The sequence below is a fragment of the Bifidobacterium sp. genome (genome assembly GCF_051876855.1).
GTDB lineage: Bacteria > Actinomycetota > Actinomycetes > Actinomycetales > Bifidobacteriaceae > Bifidobacterium.
The window spans coordinates 53,593-72,134 of sequence record NZ_JBJEIH010000038.1 but is presented as its reverse complement, the minus strand read 5'-3'; the positions used below and the strand labels follow the sequence as shown (position 1 = coordinate 72,134).

General features: G+C 64.6%; 5 protein-coding genes, 1 tRNA gene and 2 pseudogenes. All 8 read right to left on the bottom strand.

Going from position 1 to position 18,542, the window contains the following annotated elements:
• Positions 1 to 210: 210 nt before the first annotated feature.
• The 8 genes and pseudogenes from ACI38B_RS03330 to ACI38B_RS03295 all read right to left on the bottom strand — a co-directional run bounded on the left by ACI38B_RS03330 (position 211) and on the right by ACI38B_RS03295 (position 18,307).
• A tRNA-Gly gene (locus ACI38B_RS03330) sits at positions 211 to 284 on the bottom strand.
• Between the two features lie 583 nt (positions 285 to 867).
• The gene (locus tag ACI38B_RS03325; protein WP_439729508.1) at positions 868 to 2,679 is read right to left on the bottom strand and encodes an amylosucrase; all 1,812 of its coding nucleotides are present in this window, start codon (positions 2,677 to 2,679) and stop codon (positions 868 to 870) included.
• A gap of 141 nt (positions 2,680 to 2,820) precedes the next feature.
• Complete coding sequence (locus ACI38B_RS03320; RefSeq protein WP_439729531.1) at positions 2,821 to 3,357, bottom strand: holo-ACP synthase; 537 nt, start codon at positions 3,355 to 3,357, stop codon at positions 2,821 to 2,823.
• A gap of 41 nt (positions 3,358 to 3,398) precedes the next feature.
• On the bottom strand, positions 3,399 to 5,030 hold the full coding sequence (locus tag ACI38B_RS03315; RefSeq protein WP_439729507.1) for a lysostaphin resistance A-like protein: 1,632 nt from the start codon (positions 5,028 to 5,030) through the stop codon (positions 3,399 to 3,401).
• A 253-nt stretch (positions 5,031 to 5,283) separates the two neighbouring features.
• Positions 5,284 to 11,940 (bottom strand): annotated as a pseudogene (locus ACI38B_RS03310) (acyltransferase domain-containing protein); the annotation flags it as partial.
• A gap of 95 nt (positions 11,941 to 12,035) precedes the next feature.
• Positions 12,036 to 14,706, bottom strand: a pseudogene (locus ACI38B_RS03305) (fatty acid synthase subunit beta domain-containing protein); the annotation flags it as partial.
• 95 nt (positions 14,707 to 14,801) lie between these two features.
• The gene (locus tag ACI38B_RS03300; protein WP_439729506.1) at positions 14,802 to 16,430 is read right to left on the bottom strand and encodes an acyl-CoA carboxylase subunit beta; all 1,629 of its coding nucleotides are present in this window, start codon (positions 16,428 to 16,430) and stop codon (positions 14,802 to 14,804) included.
• Positions 16,427 to 18,307, bottom strand: coding sequence for a biotin carboxylase N-terminal domain-containing protein (locus ACI38B_RS03295; protein WP_439729505.1), 1,881 nt, complete (start codon positions 18,305 to 18,307; stop codon positions 16,427 to 16,429). Before ACI38B_RS03295 ends, ACI38B_RS03300 begins: the two co-directional genes overlap by 4 nt.
• Positions 18,308 to 18,542 lie beyond the last annotated feature (235 nt).

Below are 18,542 nucleotides of genomic sequence, written 5' to 3'. Positions count from 1 at the left end.
TTGAGACTCGCCCTTCCCGACTGTGCCAAGGCCGGTGCCGGCGCACCGGACCGCGAAGTCACACAAACTGGCGACGCTCACGGCGGGCCCAGCGCAACCAGATTGGGAAGGCATACAAACCAGTTACGCCTGCAACCTGATAAGCGTCGGCAGTTTGGGAAGGAGGGCGGGTGCGCGGGGAATGAAAAAGCCCCGGAATCCCGGGGCTTGTGGAGCGGATGACGGGAATCGAACCCGCGTAATCAGTTTGGAAGACTGAGGCTCTACCATTGAGCTACATCCGCGCATCGCACCATCTGCAAGCATACGGCGCAACTCGTGTCATTATACACGAAACCGCGACGACGCGCCGCGCGCCGCAGATCTTCCATCGCTGTTATGCGAGGATCGGCTCACACAACAGGCAGATTGACCACTCCGCCAGCTGGCATCGGAAAGAACTTCATCATTATGCGATGATCGACTCACACAACACGCAGATAAGCAGACGAACGCGGCCTGAGAAGCGAGTACGGGATCATCATGCGACAACCGGATCACACCACAGCCAGATTAACCGCCCCACCGGCAAATATCGGAAAGCACCGCCTCGTCGTGCAACAATCAGCTCACACAACACGCAGATAAGCAGCCGGACACGGCCGAGGAAGCAAGTACGGGGCCGTCATGCGACAATCAGATCGCACAACAGGCAGATTGGCGACCACACCGGCCAGCGCGTGAAAGCATGGGGTCATCATGCGAGGTTCCGCCCGCACAACGACCCCAACGGCCCGCCAGCCACAGCCTCAGCTTCAGCGACCACGGGCGGCAGCAATCACCCGCCAACACAGCAAGGCAATCCACCGGCCGCAGCAACAAACCGCGTCAGCAGGCCTCGATCTTCCACTCGTACGGCTTGAGCGTCACCGTGCGCGGCAGGCTCACGCCCTCGATGCTGTCGAGTGTGGCGGTCGCATCGCGATTCGCGAAATTGAACACGCCGAGCAGCGTTCGCCCGCCCGCCTGCCGGACCATCGCGAGGACGCCGTCATCATGCGCGTCCCACGTCGTCACCCAAGCGTCGGGGGCGAAGCAGGGGTCCGAGCGCATTGCACGCACATCCGCCATGCCTTCCCACAGCCGGTTCGGCAAGGTTCCGGGGACATCGCGCTTCGCGGCGTTCTTCCAGTTGAACTTGCTGCGGTGCAGATTGCGGCTGTCGGCGACACGATCCGGGTCTTCCTTATAATCCCAGCCGTTGAGCTGACCGATCTCGTCACCGCAGTTGAGCATCGGGAATCCGCGCAGGAAGCCCATCGCGTGGTGCATGAGCAGGTCACGCTGGATCGAGCGCTCGTACAACGGCCGGTCATGCGTGATGATCGCCCGTTCGATGCCGCACAGGCTCGCCGTGGTGCCGCAGCTGCGCGCGTCGCCGGACGCCGGATCGTAGTTGTACAGTTCGCCCATCGACCAGCTGCCGGGCACCATACCCTCGTAGAAGTGGTAGAGGAATTCCTTATGCTTGAGCGGGTCGATGCCCAGTTGGTGTTCGACGTCCTCGTCCAGACCCCAGCCGATGTCGTCATGGCAGCGCAGATAGTTGACGAACCAGCAGTTGTCGGGCAGCGCGTCGAGCTTGTCGATTTGGGTTTTGAGCAGCCGGGTGTCGCCGTTGGCGAGCGCGCTCCACAGGTTGACCATGACGGACACGTTGTACAGCATGTGGCATTCGGGCTTTTCGGGAGTACCGAAGTAGGCGGCGAGCTCTTTGGGGGCCATGACCACTTCGCCTTTGAATACGACGGCCGGGCAGACGATTTCGGTCATAATGCGCATCATGCGCACGATGGTGTGGACCTGCGGCAGGTTGCGGCAGTTGGTGCCGAGCTGCTTCCAGATGTATGGCACCGCGTCGATGCGGAAGACCTCGACGCCGAGGTTAGCCAAGTGCAGCAGGCTGGACATCATGGCGACGAAGACCTTGGGGTTGCGGTAGTTGAGGTCCCATTGGAACGGGTAGAACTGGGTCATGACCCATTTGCCCATCTGCTCGTTCCATGTGAAGTTGCCGGGTGCGGCGGTCGGGAAGACCTGCGGGACGACGGCATCATACTGGTCGGGAATGGTGCGGTCGTCATAGCAGAAGTAGTAGTCCTGGTATTCGGGGTCGCCCGCCTGCGCGGCTTTCGCCCAGCGGTGGGTGGACGCAGTGTGGTTCATGACGAAATCAAGGCACAGGCTGATGCCGGCCTTACGCAGTTTCGCGGTGAGGTCGGCGAGGTCCTGATTGGTGCCGATGGAAGGGTCGACATTGTCGAAATCCTCGATGGCGTAGCCGCCGTCGTTGTCCGGATGCGGCATGGTCAGCAGCGGCATAAGGTGCAGGTAGGTCAGATGCTGCTCTTTGAGATAGTCGATATGCTTGGCGAGGTCGGTCAGTTTTCCGGCGAACAGGTCGGTGTACATGGTCATGCCGAACATGTCGCCGCGGCGGTACCACTGCGGGTCCTGCTCGCGGGCGGTGTCGAGACGCTTGAGGTCGGCGGGCCGGTCGGCGTGCGCTTTGGCCATAACACGTTCGAAATGCGCGAGTTCCGGCGAATCGCCGTACAGCGAATGGAACAGCTCTTCGAGTTCGGCACGACGCAAGGCGAGGCGCTCGGCGAATACGGTATCGATATGCTTGGCAGCCATCTGAAACTCCTATGTCTCTCATCCCGTGGACCAGATCGTCCGGGTCCGGGTGCTTTTCAGTATATCAAACCGGTTCGAGACGGGCAATGCAACACTCCGGATGTGACTGTATTTCACAGACTTCACAGCGCCGGCACCGCTTCAGCCGCGCACGACCAATATCGCGACCGCCGAGGCGACCGGGCCGTCATGGCTCAGGGAGATATGCCAACGCCAGCGCGACCCCTCCCCCGGTTTCGCGTCAGCATCGGTCGCTCCGGGCATGTCACAATGAACACCGCGGAGGACATCGGACCCACACAGGGCACCGGACAACGCCTGTGCGACATCGTCGGCAAGCACCACATGCGGCACCCCACGGGCATCATCAAGGATTTCGATACGCGCCCATGGCACGTTGTCCACGGTGTACGGAAGCGGGCCGGTCTCCCCCAGCGCCTCGCACCACGCCTTGATCACCGCCTCCTTGCCGGCCCAGCGTGCGGCGAGATGCACAGCGTCGCCGTCCGCCTTGAGCCGACCGCGCAAGGCGCTTTGCCGCAGTTCGCGCGTCGAGAATAGCCGGCGCATGCCCTCGCCGGGCTCCGCAAGCTGTTCGGCGAAGGCGTCCAGCGCCACGACATCATGACCGAGACCGGCAATACGGTCCGCGGATTCCCGCTCACCCCTTACCGCCATCGCCGCCATCGATGCCGCCGGTTCGTCTGCATCACGCATCATCACACCGAAGTAAATCCGGTCGCGAAGGCGAAGAGGAACGACAACCCGAGGAACACCAGGAACCACGGGGAACTCCAGCACGCCGCAACCGTACCCTGCGGGCTGCGGTTGGCCTTCATGTATTCGCGGATGTTTCTGAACCGCAAGACAAGGTACAGCAGGGAACCCACGCCGACGGCGATGTAGAGCCCGTAACCGACGATGTTCTGCGCGTTTTCCGGCATCACGGTCAACAGGCGGGAGAACAGGTCGGAGAAGACGAAATTATTCGTGATATGCAGCGCAATCGACCACACCAGTCCGTATTCGGCGGCGATATAGCCCAAGACCAGTCCGACGAGAATCGCATACGCGCCTTGCAACAGATCCGTGTGGAAGAAGCCGAACAGGACCGCGCTGGTAACGATCGAGAACACCTTGCCGTACTTGGCGAGCGCGGGCATCACCAAGCCGCGGAACAGCAGCTCCTCCATAATCGGGCCGAAAAATCCGGCGTACAGGACCATGGCGAGCGTGCCCATCGAGGCGTCGATGCTGTCCATCGCCGTGCTGGGCTGGAAGCCGAACAGGCCGGACAGCCAGTCAAGCGCCGGTTCGAGGATGAAGGTGTAGACGTTGGAAGCGCCGAGAATCAGCATGATGGCGAGCAGAAAGACAACAGGCGTCATCTTGCGGTGCGCGCGCTCACCGCGTCCGGTCAGTTCCATGCGCAGCTCGTGCGGCAAGCCGTGCCATAACTGGTCGTGCGAACGCATAAGTGCCAGGTAGATTGCGCATCCGACGAGGGCGATCAGGCTGACGGCGCCAGATATCCGATTGCTGAATGAGTCACTGAACACCTCCGATTCGGGAGCGCCCTGAAGGATCATCACCGTGGCGATGGTCATCTGGGCGACCAGCGCGACCGCCGTCATCACGACGCAATAGAACAGCACAAGCCGCGCCTCGCGGCCGACCGCACGACGCACTTGCTGGGCGTAGGTGAGGACGCGTTGGGGAATCCATGTGGGCTGTTGGGCCTGTGGCATCGGCTGCGGCGGGTAGGAGGGGTAGGGCGGCACCTGCTGCTGATACGGCGACACCTGCTGGTAGGGCGGCACGGCTTGCGGCGGGTAAGGGTACGGCTGATATGGCTGAGGCGGGTACGGCTGATATGGCTGAGGTGGGGTCACCCGATACGGGTACGGCTGATCCGGGTAAGGCTGGTACGGGTAAGGCGGCACCTGCATCTGGGCCGGATACGCGGGATTCGGGTATGTCGCCGCCGGGGCCACCGGCTGCGGGAATTGCGGGAATTGCTGAGGCTGCGCATTGGCCTGCGCTGGCGGAACCTGCTGATACGGCTGATACTGCTGATACTGCTGTGCCTGCGGGACCTGCTGATACGGCTGGTATGGCTCGGACGGACAATCGGCCGGCTGCCCATCGGGCTGGTGGGAGGACTGGGCAGCGGACTGATATTCCTCTTGTGAATATGCGGATTGTTGATTCCCCTGCCGATATTCCTGCCGCGCGGTCTGCTGCGGCTGCGTCACTGGCGGCTGCGTCATCGGCGGCTGCTGGCCGGTCGGTGCGACATGTTCCGGCCGGTTCGCGAAAGTTTTGTCTGCATCATCGCTCTGGTCGCTCATGTGTTCCCTTTCCTACTGCGTCCCGCACACGCGAAACTGCCGTGCGCTGTCGTCATCATCGTGTTGCCATCATCTCAGCCACGGCTGACCGTTTCATGGGGATAAAACGCGTGCTGCGTCCGCCGACGCTGAGGAATCGCTCAGTGTCGGCGGACGCAGCAGGAATCAACGCGCCGGGCAGGCCGGACTGTCAGGACAATCCGAACCATCTAGACAATCCAGACAGTCCAGACAATCCGGCGTCGTGCACAGGTCAGGCCTCGTAGTATCCGTCGGCCCCGAGTCGGGCGTTCGGATCGAGCAGCATGGCCTTCTCGACTTCATGCGCGTCATAGCCGTGACCGTCCTTGTGGAAGTGACGCTCGTCGATGGGCTCGTAGAGCGCGGCATGGCCCATCATGCCTTCTTCCAGACGACGGTGGCCGGCGGCCAGACGGCTGTTCGCGCGCTTGCGCCACGCTTGGAGCGCCTCATCGCCTGCGGTGTGCGCGACCGCGGCCTCGAAGGCGCCGGGGCTGACAATCGCAACGAAACCGCCGACATGGCCGAAGCCGAGGGATGTCGCCAATCCCGCCTTGACCGGACCGACCTTGATCGGGCTGGTCGGCCAGACCATGAAATCGTCACGCTTGAGCTTCGGATCGACGCAGTCGAGCGCAGCGTTCGCCGGGACGACACCCGTGCGGAACAGCTGGGTCAGGCCGTTGATCTGGAACACGCAGGCCCCGCCCTTTGCGTGACCCGTCAGGCTCTTCTGGGAGATGACGAGCAGCGGGTTGCCTTCGGTGCGGCCGATGGCGTGCGCGATTGTGTTGTGCAGCTCGGATTCGTTCGGGTCGTTCGCGTTCGTGGACGTGTCGTGCTTGGAGACCACGGCGATATCGTCCGGGGTGACGCCAAGCCGCGCCAAATCATGCACGAGCTTGGAATCGCGGCCACCCATGCCGGCGGCAAGTGCGCCAAGACCCGGAGCCGGGATTGAGGTGTGCGCGCCATCCGCATAGGAGTGGATGAATCCGACGACGCCAGCGACCGGCAGGCCGAGCTTCAACGCGATATCGCCGCGCGTCAGCAGAATCGTGCCGCCGCCCTGCGATTCGACGAAGCCGCCGCGACGACGGTCGTTCGCACGGGAGAAGAAGCGCGCGTCGATGCCCTTGGCGTACATTTCCTGGGCGTTTGCGGTGGCGTTCATGTTGCCGAAACCGATGACGGATTCGACGCCGATGTCGTCGATTGCGCCGGCGACCACGAAATCTGCCTTGCCGAGGGCGATCTTGTCGGCGCCCTCTTCGACGGAGACCGCGGCGGTCGCACAAGCGGAGACCGGCTGGATGATATTGCCGTATCCGCCGATGTACGACTGCATCACATGGGCGGCGACCACGTTGGGCAGCGCCTCCTGAAGGATGTCGGTCGGAATCTCATGGTTGAGGAAACGATCAAGGTACAGCTTGCGCATCGATTGCATGCCGCCGAAGCCAGTGCCTTGTGTGTCCGCGACCATGGAGGGGTGCACGGCCTGCAGGATCTCCGTCGGCGTGAAGCCCGCGGACAGGTAGGCGTCCACCGCGGTGACGATGTTCCACAGGGCAATCGGGTCGACCGCGCCGACCATCGAAGCGGGGATGCCCCACTTGAGCGGGTCGAAGCCCTTCGGGAACTGGCCGCCGACCGTGCGGGTCATCGCCGCGCGGCGAGGCACGCGGATCATCGAGCCGGCATGGCGGGTGACCACCCATTCTCCGGCTTCGGTGTCCTCGCGGATGCTGGTGTGCGCTTCGTCAAGCTTGACGTATTCGCGGGCCATGTCCTCGGTGGGCACGGAGAATTCGACATCGTGATCGAGGAAGATCTCAGCCTCCTCCTCGTCGTTGCCGCCGGTTTCGCCGTCACGCAGATAGTTGGAGCCCATGCCGTCCTCGAAAGGCCTGATGCCGCTTCGCGCCACGACTTCGTCATGGTACCGCTCAGCGATATCTTCCTCGGGAACCAGGTTGCCGTCAGTGTCGTACCAGCCGGCTTTCGGGCTGTCTTGCCACGTGAGCAGGCCCATATTCCACGCGAGCTCGAGCACGGCGCCTGCGGACAGGTCGACGCTGCCGTCGGCGTGGATGCCGAGCTCCGCTTGGGCGCGGGTACGTCCGGAGCCCCACGGGCCGAGTTCGCCGATCGAGACGATGACGATTTCATCTTCAGGACGCGCGGTGACGTTGGTCCAGTCCTTCAAGTCGATGTCGGGCTGGCGGGGCACGCGCGGCGTCGGCAGAGCCTTGATGGTGGCTTCGGGGGCGGCCTTCGTCGTGGCTGCGATGTCAGAGCCTTCGGATTCGGCGCGTTTGGCGTCTTCCATGGCTTCGCGGCGCAGGGCGCTGATATCGATCGGCTCACTGCCCAGGCCGCCGGTCAGGTCCACGTCCAGCGGCGCGGTCTTGGCCTGTTCGCGGGCTTCCTTCGTGGACAGGTCGAGCAGTTTGACGGCGATTTGCGCGGTCGAGTAGGTCTTCAGCCCGTGGCGTTCGACCACCTCGACGAGCGGGTCGTTGCCGCCCATCAGGCCGGTTCCCCGCACCCAACCGATCTTCGGATGGGCGAAGGTGACACGGCCGGACCATACGCGTTCGGCGTGCGCACGATTGACAATCGCGTCGAAGGCGCTCTTGACTTCGCCGTAAGCGCCGTCGCCGCCGAAAATACCGCGGTTCGGAGAGCCGGGCAGAATCACGTGGAGCCGGTGCTGCACGTCGGTGTCCGAGCCGATTGCCGCAAATCCGGTGATTGCACGCTCCACGCCCCACAGCATCAGGCGCGCCTGCGATTCGAACAGTTCGCCGGAGTCGGACATGGTGCCATGGACCGGCGGGGCGGCGAACGGGAAGAACAGCGTGGGCTCGTATGCGGGCTTGATCACCGTGGTCGTAGCGCCGGAAGTCTTCTTCTGCTCATGGCCGACCCAATCGACCAACGCATCGACATCACGGTAGCTGGACAGGTTCGCGGGGACAAGCCACAGACGGGCTCCCGCGGCCGCATGCGTGCGGTACGCCTGCTTCGCCCACTGCTTGACGGACGGCTTGAAGCTGTGCGAGGTGGCGACGACGGTCGCGCCTCCGGCCAGCAGGCCGCACACGACTTGGGCGGCAATGGAGCGCGGGGCGACGCCCGTGACGACGGCGATATCGCCGGCGAAGCGGGATGCTGCAGGGTCGGCCTTCGGATCGGCGAGCGCCTGAGTGGCAATGGTGTCGAAGATCGCGGCGAGGTCGCGGCGATCCTCCTGCTCGGCCTTGGAGGCGAACCACTTGGCCTGCTTGCAGACCGCGTCGCCGGCGCCGGTGAAGTCCAGCTCCGCGACCGACCGGTCGTCGTTGTAATACAGGCGGGCGAGGTCCTCACGGGCTGAAGCCCAGCGGTCGTCGAATTCGATGGCCTTGCGGGCGTCGAAGCGCGGTTCGACCTGCTTGGGCCAATCGGCGCCGAGTTCCGCGGCGACGGTTTGGACAACCGCCTCATCGTCGTCGCCGTCAGGCTGGGCGGCCGGGGTATTCAGGCCGAGCCGGTCGAGCACGTAGCGGGCGGCGGAGGCGAGCACGCCGGTGGAACCGGTTACCTGCTGGGCGAAGGCGTCAAGCGCGGCGGAATCGACCACCGCACCCGAGGCGGCACCGGAAGCGGACGGCAGCGCGACCGTGATATTGCGGGTTGCGGCCACCTGCTGGACGGCGGCATCGATAAGCGCGTTGGCAGCGGCTTGGTTCTGGGCGGCGTCGGTACCGAGCGTCGCCAGATCCCCGCCGCGCGAGGACGCCCCATCACGCGTGCCGAGCACGAGCGCGACGAGCACATGGGACGCCCAGCCTTCGCCGAGCTGCCACGTATTGGTCACCCGCTGTTCGACCTGGGCCTGCTTGATGCCGGCCGCACCGAACAGATGGCGGATGCGGTCGCGCACGATATCGCCGAAGACCTGGCCGAAGGGCTTGTAATTTGGGGCGACCTTGTCAACCAGCTTGCTCAGCGCGGAGACCGGCGCTTCGGCGGCGCCATCGACGCTTGCCACGCCGAGTTCGGAGCTGATATCCATAAGCAGCTGGTTGCGGCGCGAGGAGACGCCGTTGGTGAGCGTGTCAGTCGTGTCGTTGTCACCGATCTGGTCGGGGCGGATCTTGCCAGCGTAGGCAAGCAGCGCGGCGATTGCGTCGGAGGCGTGGAATGGCAGATCAGCCGGGCGTTCGCCGGATGCGGCGGCAGGGGCCGCAGGAGCCGGGGCGGGCGCAACGGCAGCGGGAACGGCGGCAGCGGTTTGCGCTACCGGAGCGGCAGGAGCCGCAGCCTGGGCCGCCGGAGCAGCCACCGAAGCGGCGCTATCTTCCTCAGTATCGGTCTCGACCAGCGGATCGGTATCGGTCATGTAGATGCGGCCCTCGTCGCGTCCCACGTTGTACACGGTCACATGGCGGCCGGTGTACTGCGGCAGGCGCAGGGTCTTCGTGCCGAGGTTCGCGAGCGTCGGGGCATTGCCCAGACCGACCTCGACGTATTCCTCAACGCCGAGCCCGTCATGCGCAGTAGCGCGGAACATGAGGTCCTGCGTCTCAATCCAACGCACCGGACTTGCGAACTGCCAGGACAGCAGCTCGGTGAGCAGCAGCCTGCCGAGCTTCTGCTCGTCGGCGGCGTAAGAATCCCACACCTTCGGGTCGTCGAGCGCGGCCTTGATGCGCTCGGACGGCACGACGTCGAGAATCTTGCGCGCGAAATCACGCGTCATCTCGAACGGCACGGCCACAAGATTCGGGATGTACCGGCCGACCAGACGCTGGTAGTCGATGTACTGCGGAAGCAGCGCGTCCAGCTTGTCGCGGAATTCGGGCACGCCCTTGCGCAGCAGCCTCGAATGGAATGGCACGTCAATGCCGGGCACGAGCATGAAAGCCGGCTTGCCGCCATATTCCGCCACACGGCGGGCGGCATCCGCCTTCAAAGCCTTGAGTCCGGCTATGGTACCGGCAATCGCGTACTGCTGGCCGGCGAGGTTGTAGTTGACAATCTGCAGGAACTCGCCGGACTGCTTGGCGATGCTCTCGACGTACTCTTCGACGCCGTCATCGCCAACGCCGAACTGATTCGGCCGCAGCGCGCCCATCCGGTAGTTGGAGCGCCCCTGTTCGTCGCGCTCGATGAGATGGTGCATGGTGGAGCCGCGGTGGAACACGAGCTCGAGCACGGTCTCCAGCGGAATGATGCCGGCAAAGGAGCTCAGCGCGTTGTACTCGCCGAGCGAATGGCCGGCAAAGTAGGACGGCCACAGGTCGCAGCCGGCTTCGCGCAGGCGTGCGGTCTGGGCGAACGCGACCGTGGCGAGCGCGACCTGCGTGAACTGGGTGAGGTTAAGCAGCCCGTCGGGGTGCCGGTAAGTGACGCCGTTGGCGGTGAGCTCCTTCGGGTTGTCACGCACGACGGCGAGGATTGAGAATCCGAGCTTGCTGCGGGTCAAGGCGTCGGCGCGCTCCCACACCTTGCGGGCGGCCGGGGATTTCGCGCGTTCGTCCAGAACCATGCCCTGCTTCTGGATGCCCTGGCCCGGGTAGACGAAGGCGGACACCGGCGGGCGGGTTGCGGCAGTGCCGCGCGAGACGAGCTGGCCGTCGATGCGGCAGGTGACCTCGAGCAGCAGGCCGCCATGGCGGATATGGCCGACGCGTTCGACGGTGATCTCCACTTGGTCGTCCAGTTGGACCATGCCGTACATGTTGTAGGTCCAGCCGGCAATCTCGTAGTGCATGCCCTTGTCGTCTGCCGCCTGCACCACATGCTGGGCAGTGGCGGACAGCCACATGCCATGCACGAGCGGGGCGTCGAGGCCGCTGATCGCGGCGCCGCGCACGGAGGTGTGAATCGGGTTGAAATCGCCGGAAGTACGGGCGAAAGCGGTCATCTCGTGCGGGGCGCGGACGGTGACGCGGCGCAGCAGACGACGCGGAGTCGACTCGGTGAGTTCGCCGGCCTGTTCTTTGGCGTCATCCTCGTTCGGGCTGTGGGACGGATTGTCCCGATAGGTGAGATATTCGCCGTAATCGTGGGCTTCGACGGGCAGATCATCGCTGTAGGCGCGGCCGCGGATCGCGAAGCGCTCGGTCTCATGTGCAAGCACCGTGCCGTCGGCGGCGGTATGTGTCACATGGATGGTAACCACGCGGCCGGAGGCGGATTCGGCGTACGGGTCCGCCCAGCTGGTCAGGCTGACCTGCTCGCCTGTGTGGCGCAGCAGCTCGTGTTCGGGCACTTGCAGTTCGATGAGATGGTCGAGATGGACTGCGTTGAGCAGGCCCTCGATGACCGGATAGCCGTCGACACTCACCGAGCCGAGTGCCGCGTAAATCGCCGGCCACGCCGGTCCGACCAGCGCGTCGGGGGCGATACGCGAGGCGTTGAGATCCCCCGGCAGGATTCCGGCGGTCGCAGCCTCATGGTCGACGCCGAGATTCGCGGACAGCGTGTACTGCGCATGCGCCAGACCGAAGGGGTAGCGCTCAGTGTCATCCGATGGCGTGATTTCAGGCATCGCGACGAGCCGATCGCCGGTGATTGCGGTATTGCCGATGCCGGCGACCGCGGCGAGCATCGCGTACACGTGCTCGGGCAGGCGATCGCGGTCAACGACCGGCAGACGGCCGCAATCTGCGCCGCCCACGATGAGCGGAATCACGATGTCTCGCACCGCATGCTTGCCGAGCCCGCCGTCGGGATCCTTGTCCCAGAAGGTGTCGAGGTGGATGTCGAGGTCGAGCAGGGTCTTGTCGCCATCCGTACCGACCTGTTCGATGCGGTAGTTCGCGTCGTCCGCAGCCGTGCCGTACGCGGGATTGCTGGTCACATGGCCGATCCAGGAGATATTCGGGCAGCTGCGCACATAGGCCTGCACGTCGGTGGCCCCGGCGAGCGTGCCGAGCGCGTCCGCAGCCGGTTCGTCCGCCTGCGCGGCCTGGGCTTGGGTGCGTTCCAGCGCGGCGTGTTCGAAGCGGCCGAGAATATCGGCCACCGGTTCGTCGATGGTCGTGATGCCGGCCACCGAAATCGGACCGGGGATGATACGCACGGCGTCTGCGCTGTAGCGCGGATCCTCCGACTGCCACAGCTGGTCGCGTCCCCACCAACGCAGCAGGTCGTTGTCGATCACCGGGACGAACGGCATCGGCTTGGGGTATTCGTTGACCAAGGTGATGAACCATGCGGCGTCGGTCGGCTCGACCTCAAGCGTGTCAATCTGCGGGTAGCGCTCCCCCAGCCGGTTCAGCGCCTGCTGCGGGTCGGATTCCACGTCGGCGCGTACCGAGAACAACGGCGTGAATTCGCCGGATTCCTGGTCACGCACGCGGGCCTCGATGCGCTGCAACAGGTGCAGGTAGCGGTCCGCATAGGTCGGGTCGGCCCACGGGAAGGACAGGTCGGCGAAACGCTGCGCCCACTGGCGGTAGGTCATCGAGGCAACGTCACCGAAATACGGTTTCGCGGTCTTGTCGAGCGCGTCGATGATTTCGGCGCGGCGAGGCTCGATCTGCTCGGGGTGCTTCATCATCTCGACCAGCAGACGGCCGCAACGGGCGGAGGAATTCTCCAATTCGTAGATATCGGCGTGCAGATGGCTCAAGCCGGAGCTCACCCCGCCGACCACCTTGCCGGACGGCACCCAGCGTTCGCCGCGCGGGGCGAACGGGTCGTCGCCGCCCTGTTCGAGCGTGATGCCAGGGGTTTCGACGAGCATGCGCTTGACTTGCGGGCTGGTGTGCGCCTCCTTGGCGGTCATGACGGCGGTGCCGACAAGCACGCCGTCCACCGGCATATCGGGCTCCCCGTAAGCGCGGGACCATTGGCCGGAGATGTAGTCCGCAGCGCGTTGCGGCGTGCCGATTCCGCCGCCGGCGACCAGCACGAGGTTCTCGCAGCCGCGCACGTCGGCATAGGTGTTGAGCAGCAGGTCGTCGAGCGATTCCCAGGAATGGTGGCCGCCGGCGGACCCGCCTTCGACTTCGGCGATGATGGTGACCGGGGCGACCGCCTTGGCGATACGCACCACCTGGCGGATCTGGTCGACCGTGCCCGGCTTGAACGCCACGTACGGCAGGCCGTCGGCGCGCAGGGAGGCGATGAGCTGCCTGGCTTCGTCGAACTCCGGGATGCCGGCGGAGACGACCACGCCGTCGATCGGGGCACCGGACGCGCGCTTCTTCGGCACCAGACGCTGCGTGCCGAACTGGAGATTCCACAGGTAGCGGTCCATGAACATCGCATTGAATTCGACCGTGCGGCCTTCCTCGAGTTCGTCCTCAAGCTCGGCCAGATGCCGGTCGAGCACCTCGGCGGTCACCTGGCCGCCGCCGGCGAGTTCGGCCCAGTATCCGGCGTTCGCGGCCGCCGCGACGATCTGCGGGTCCACAGTGGTCGGGGTCATGCCGGCCAGCAGGATCGGCGGCTTGCCGGTCAGGTCGCTGAATTTCGTGGCGATCCGGTCACCGGCGGGCGTGTGGATGACGCGCGGACGGTACGCCTTCCAATTCTGCAGGCGTTCGGGGTCGCCCGTCAGCGTGGACAGCGCGGCACGGTCGGCGGTGCTTGCCGCCTCAACCACACCGGCACCGCTGCCTTGGGCGAGCGCGGCGACCAGCTTGCCGGCCGTGGTGCCCGGGCCCATATCAACAATCCACAATGCGGACGGATCCGTGGACTCAAGCAGCTTGTGCACGCGGCCGGTCCAATCCACATGGTTGATAAGCACTTCCTCGGCGAGTTCGCGGGCGCGCAGCCCATCGAAGCCGCACGCCTGTGCCCACGCGACCGTCTGGTCAACAGCATCGGCCATAAGCGGGGAATGGAACGGCAGCGTCACGTCAAGGTATTCGAGCGTCGGATCGAACACCGAGCCGCCGCGCACCTTCTGCTCGCGCAGACGCGCCTGCTTGCGGTGTTCCTTGCCCGCGGCGAGCGCGAAGAGCGCCAAATCCTCCGGATAGCCAGACAGAACCTGATGGTCGGGGGCGTTTTCGACGGCGATGGAGATCGGCCCGCGGGTGGCGGGGATACGCGCGATCAGGGTTTCGGTCTGCTCACGGTTGGCGCCCTTGACCGACAACATCGGGGTTGCGCCTTCGAGTTTGGCGTGCAGGCCGAGCAGCCGCGCCTGACGGGTGCCGGCGACGCCGATCAACCGGGCCACGGCGAGGATTTCGTCGATCGGCTCCTGCGCGGCTTCGAGCGAGCCGGCACGCTGCAGTTCGCGGGCCATATGCACGCCGATGATGCCCTGCGAATGGCCGAGCAACGCCACCGGCTTCGAAGCGGGGTTGTACCCCAGATGCACGGCGTCGATAATCGCTGCGAGCTGGGTGAGCGCAATGCCTTCGACGCTTACGGACGCATCCGCTGCGGCTCCGAGCGAAGCACCGGACGGCTTGAATCCGAAGATGTCGGTCGGGTGTCCGGTCACGGCGAGCAGGTCGGCGGCCACCGGGGTCAGCAGGCGGTCGGCGGCGAGCACCTGGGCGCGCAGGTCCGCGGCCAGAGTCGGGTCGTCCATCGCATCGGCGAGCGCCGCGGTCCACGGGGTGGATTGCCCGCCGAACACCACGGCGTGGGGCTCGTTAGCAAGCCTTGACAAGAAAGGTGTGGTACTGGTCATCATTGTTCCTTTGCTGGTTTCCATTCGATTCGTGTGTTGTTGATTGGTGTGGTTGACATTGTCGGAAGTGCTGTCGGAAGCGTTGCCGGAAGCGCTTACATCGGCTGGTTGCCATGATGCTTGTCGACCGGCCGGTGGCGGCGCTTGCCGGCGAGCGTGCGCAGGGCTCCGGCGATTGCGTCCCTGGTCTGCTCGGGGTCGATCATCGCGTCGATCTGCCCGGTTTCCATCGCAAGGTTCGCGTTGACGGTCGTAGCCTCATAGTCGGCCACGTACTTCGCACGCAGCGCCTCCACGTCCTGCCCGCGTTCCTTGGCTTTCTGCAGATCCTTGCGATGAATGATGTTGACCGCGCCTTGAGCGCCGAGCACCGCGATCTGGCTGGACGGCCAGGCGAGGTTGACGTCCGCGCCAATCGCCTTGGAGCCCATGACGATGTAAGCGCCGCCGAAGGCTTTGCGCAGGATCACCGTCACCATCGGCACCTGCGCGTTCGCATACGCGTAAATCACTTTCGCGCCGCGGCGGATGATGCCCGCATGCTCCTGGTCGCTGCCCGGCTTGTATCCGGGGGTGTCCACGAGGGTGATGACCGGCAGGTTGAACGCGTCGCACAGGCGCACGAAGCGCGCGACTTTCTCGGAGGATTCCACGTCGAGGATGCCGGCGAGCACGTTCGGCTGGTTGGCAACCACGCCGACCGGGTGGCCTTCGATGCAGGCGAAGCCGACGACCGCGGATTTCGCGTACAGTTCCTGCACCTGAACGAATTCGCCATAATCGACGATACCGTGGATGACATCGAGCATGTCGTAGGGCTGACGGTCGTTGTCCGGCACGATGGAGGCGACTCGCGAGGCTGCCGCCTGGTCGGCGTGTGTGGACGCGTAGGCGAATACCGGCGGCTCACACTGGCAGTTCGACGGCAGGTATGCGAGCACCGTGCGCGCGTAGTCAATCGCGTCGGCCTCGTCTTCGCCGAGATAATGCGCGACGCCGGAGACCACGTTGTGCACATAGCCGCCGCCCAGATCCGCCATGCTGATCGTCTCGCCGGTGGATGCCTTGACGACGTTCGGCCCGGTGACGAACATGTCAGAGTTCTCACGCGTCATGATGATCAGGTCGGTCAACGCCGGGCAGTAGACGGCACCGCCCGCGCACGGGCCGAGGATGATGGAAATCTGCGGGACAAAACCGCTCGCTTCGCAGGTCTTCTTGAAGATCCGCCCGTATTGGCTGAGCGCCGCGACACCCTCCTGGATACGCGCGCCGCCGGAGTCAATCAGCGCGACAATCGGCACTTTGAGGCTGATCGCCATATCCATGAGGTGGCAGATTTTCTCGCCTTCAGCCACGCCGAGCGTGCCGCCTCGCACCGAGAAGTCCTGCGCATACACGGCGACCGTGCGCCCGTACACTTTGCCGAAACCAGTGATGACGGCCGAGCCGGCCACTCCCTTGTTGATGTCGCCGCCGACGAAACGGCCGATCTCCTGGAAGCTGTCGGCGTCGAACAGCAGATCGAGGCGTTCGCGGGCCGTGCCTTTGCCTTTGGCATGCTGGCGCTCGCGGGCGTGCTCCTCGGCGGCGCGCGCGAGTTCGGCGGCCCGTCCCACGGCGGGGCGGATCGGCTGGGTCGTGTCATGTGCTGTGGAGTCCGCAAGTGTAGTGGAGTCCGCCGGTGCCGTGGTTGTCTGCGCTGCGGTTAGTGTGCTGCTCATTGCCGGTCTCCTTCCGCGTCCTTGTCTGTCGATGTCCCGGATGCCGCCGACACCCCTTCGGCGGCGTGGATATCAAGCTCGACAAGCGTCTGCCCGCCTTCGACGCCATCCGCCGGGCCGACGCAGATCTTCTTGACCGTACCGTTGACCGGCGCGTACACGTAGTTCTCCATCTTCATGGATTCGAGCACGACCAACAGGTCGCCCTTGGAGACACTCTGGCCTTCCGCTACGTTGACGCGAGTGACAATCGCCTGCATCGGCGAGGAGATGATGCCGCTTTTCGCCCCGTCATCCACCTTCGGCTTGCCGATATCATGCAATCCCTGACCGCGCAACGGCTGGGTGGCGCGCCGCGCGGACCGTGCGCGGGCGGCACCCGTCAACCCGTCGACAATCGTCTGGGGGACAGTGAGTTTGACGCGCTTGTCATTGACTTCGATGACGAAGGAATCGCTGGCAGCGGTCTTCTCTCCGGCTCCTCCGGCCACGGATGCGGGCTGTCCGGCGCCTGCGGCTGCGGGTTCGCGGTTGAGATACTTACGTTCCAGCCATTTGGTGGACACACTGAACGGATGCTGTTCGGCGGTGAATTCAGGATCGTTGAAAATCTGCTCGAACAGGCTCGCCGGCGACGGTACGCCTTCGATACGCAGCTCGCCAAGGGCGCGACGCACGCGGGCGACCGCAGTCGCGCGGTCCTGCGCGGTGACGACGAGCTTGCCCATCAGGGAATCGAACTTCGGCGAGATCGTGTCTCCCGCCTTAACCCCGGAATCCACGCGGATCCCCGGTCCGGCCGGCCATTGCAACCCGGTGAGCGTACCGGAGCTCGGTGTCAGGTTCGTCGCCGGGTCCTCGCAGGTGATGCGCAGCTCGAAGCTGTGGCCGCGGATGCTCTCCGGTCGAGTCAGGTGCCCGCCGGCGGCAATCGTCAATTGTTCACGCACCAAATCAAGCCCGCACACCTGCTCGCTGACCGTATGCTCGACTTGCAGACGCGGGTTGACTTCCAGGAAGTACACCTTGCCCTGTTCGGTGAGCATGAATTCGCAGGTGCCGAGACCCACGTAATCCACCGCCTCGAACAGGCCGCGCGAGTAGCGTTCCAACGCTTCAATCGCTTTCGGCGGCATGAAGGGGGCCGGGGCCTCCTCGATGAGTTTCTGGTTGCGCCGCTGCACCGAGCAGTCGCGCGTCGAATATACGACGAAATCGCCGTGGCTGTCACGTCCGCACTGGGTTTCCACATGCCGTGCCTTGTCGATGAACCGTTCGACGAAATACTCGTCCAGATCCCCGCCCTGGAGCGCGTCATGGCTTAAGTAGAAGCTGCGCAGCTCGTCGTCATTGTGCACGATGGTGATGCCGCGGCCGCCACCGCCGTCCGTGCGCTTCATCATGATCGGATAGCCGTGCGTCTGTGCGAAATCAAGCAGCTCGCGCATATCCTTGACCGGCTCGGAAATACCGGGGACGGGCGGGACCTTCGCGCGGGCCGCGACCCGGCGGGCGGTGATTTTGTCACCCAGATCGACCAGGGCCTTGGGGTCTGGGCCCACCCAGACGGCACCGGCCTCGCGGACCTTGGTCGCGAATGACGGCACCTCGGAAAGGAACCCGTAACCGGGGTGTACCGCGTCGGCACCGCTCCTGTGCAGAATGCCGATCAGCAGGTCCTCGTTGAGATACGTGTCGCGGTAGGTGTCGCCGGGCAGCAGGTAGGCTTCGTCCGCCATATCCACATACTGTTCGTCGCGATCCTGTTCGGCGTACACGGCGACCGTGCGGATGCCCATCTCGCGGGCGGTGCGCACGACGCGCAGCGCAATTTCGCCGCGGTTCGCCACCAGAAGTTTGCTGACATTATTGACCATACGTTCCAACCTATGCCGCGAGGCTTGCGGCCGACGGGGGCATGGACGACAAAGAATCGGCGATCTTTTTGTAGCCCTTCACAAACGTCACCGTAAGTTGGCTTGCGATTTTCGGCGGTATTCCGCCATTGAGCGCTTTCTCCGCAACCGGCCGGACACATCGGCGACATCGGCGGGCGCAATCGGGTCCATAAAATGATGGCCAGCACGCCCATGACCGGGCATTGCATGAAAG

Excerpts from the sequence above, each read along its gene's own strand:
- ACI38B_RS03325 (WP_439729508.1), bottom strand. The coding sequence starts at position 2,679 with ATGGCTGCCAAGCATATCGATACCGTATTCGCCGAGCGCCTCGCCTTG.
- ACI38B_RS03320 (WP_439729531.1), bottom strand. The coding sequence starts at position 3,357 with ATGGCGGTAAGGGGTGAGCGGGAATCCGCGGACCGTATTGCCGGTCTC.
- ACI38B_RS03315 (WP_439729507.1), bottom strand. The coding sequence starts at position 5,030 with ATGAGCGACCAGAGCGATGATGCAGACAAAACTTTCGCGAACCGGCCG.
- ACI38B_RS03300 (WP_439729506.1), bottom strand. The coding sequence starts at position 16,430 with ATGAGCAGCACACTAACCGCAGCGCAGACAACCACGGCACCGGCGGAC.
- ACI38B_RS03295 (WP_439729505.1), bottom strand. The coding sequence starts at position 18,307 with ATGGTCAATAATGTCAGCAAACTTCTGGTGGCGAACCGCGGCGAAATT.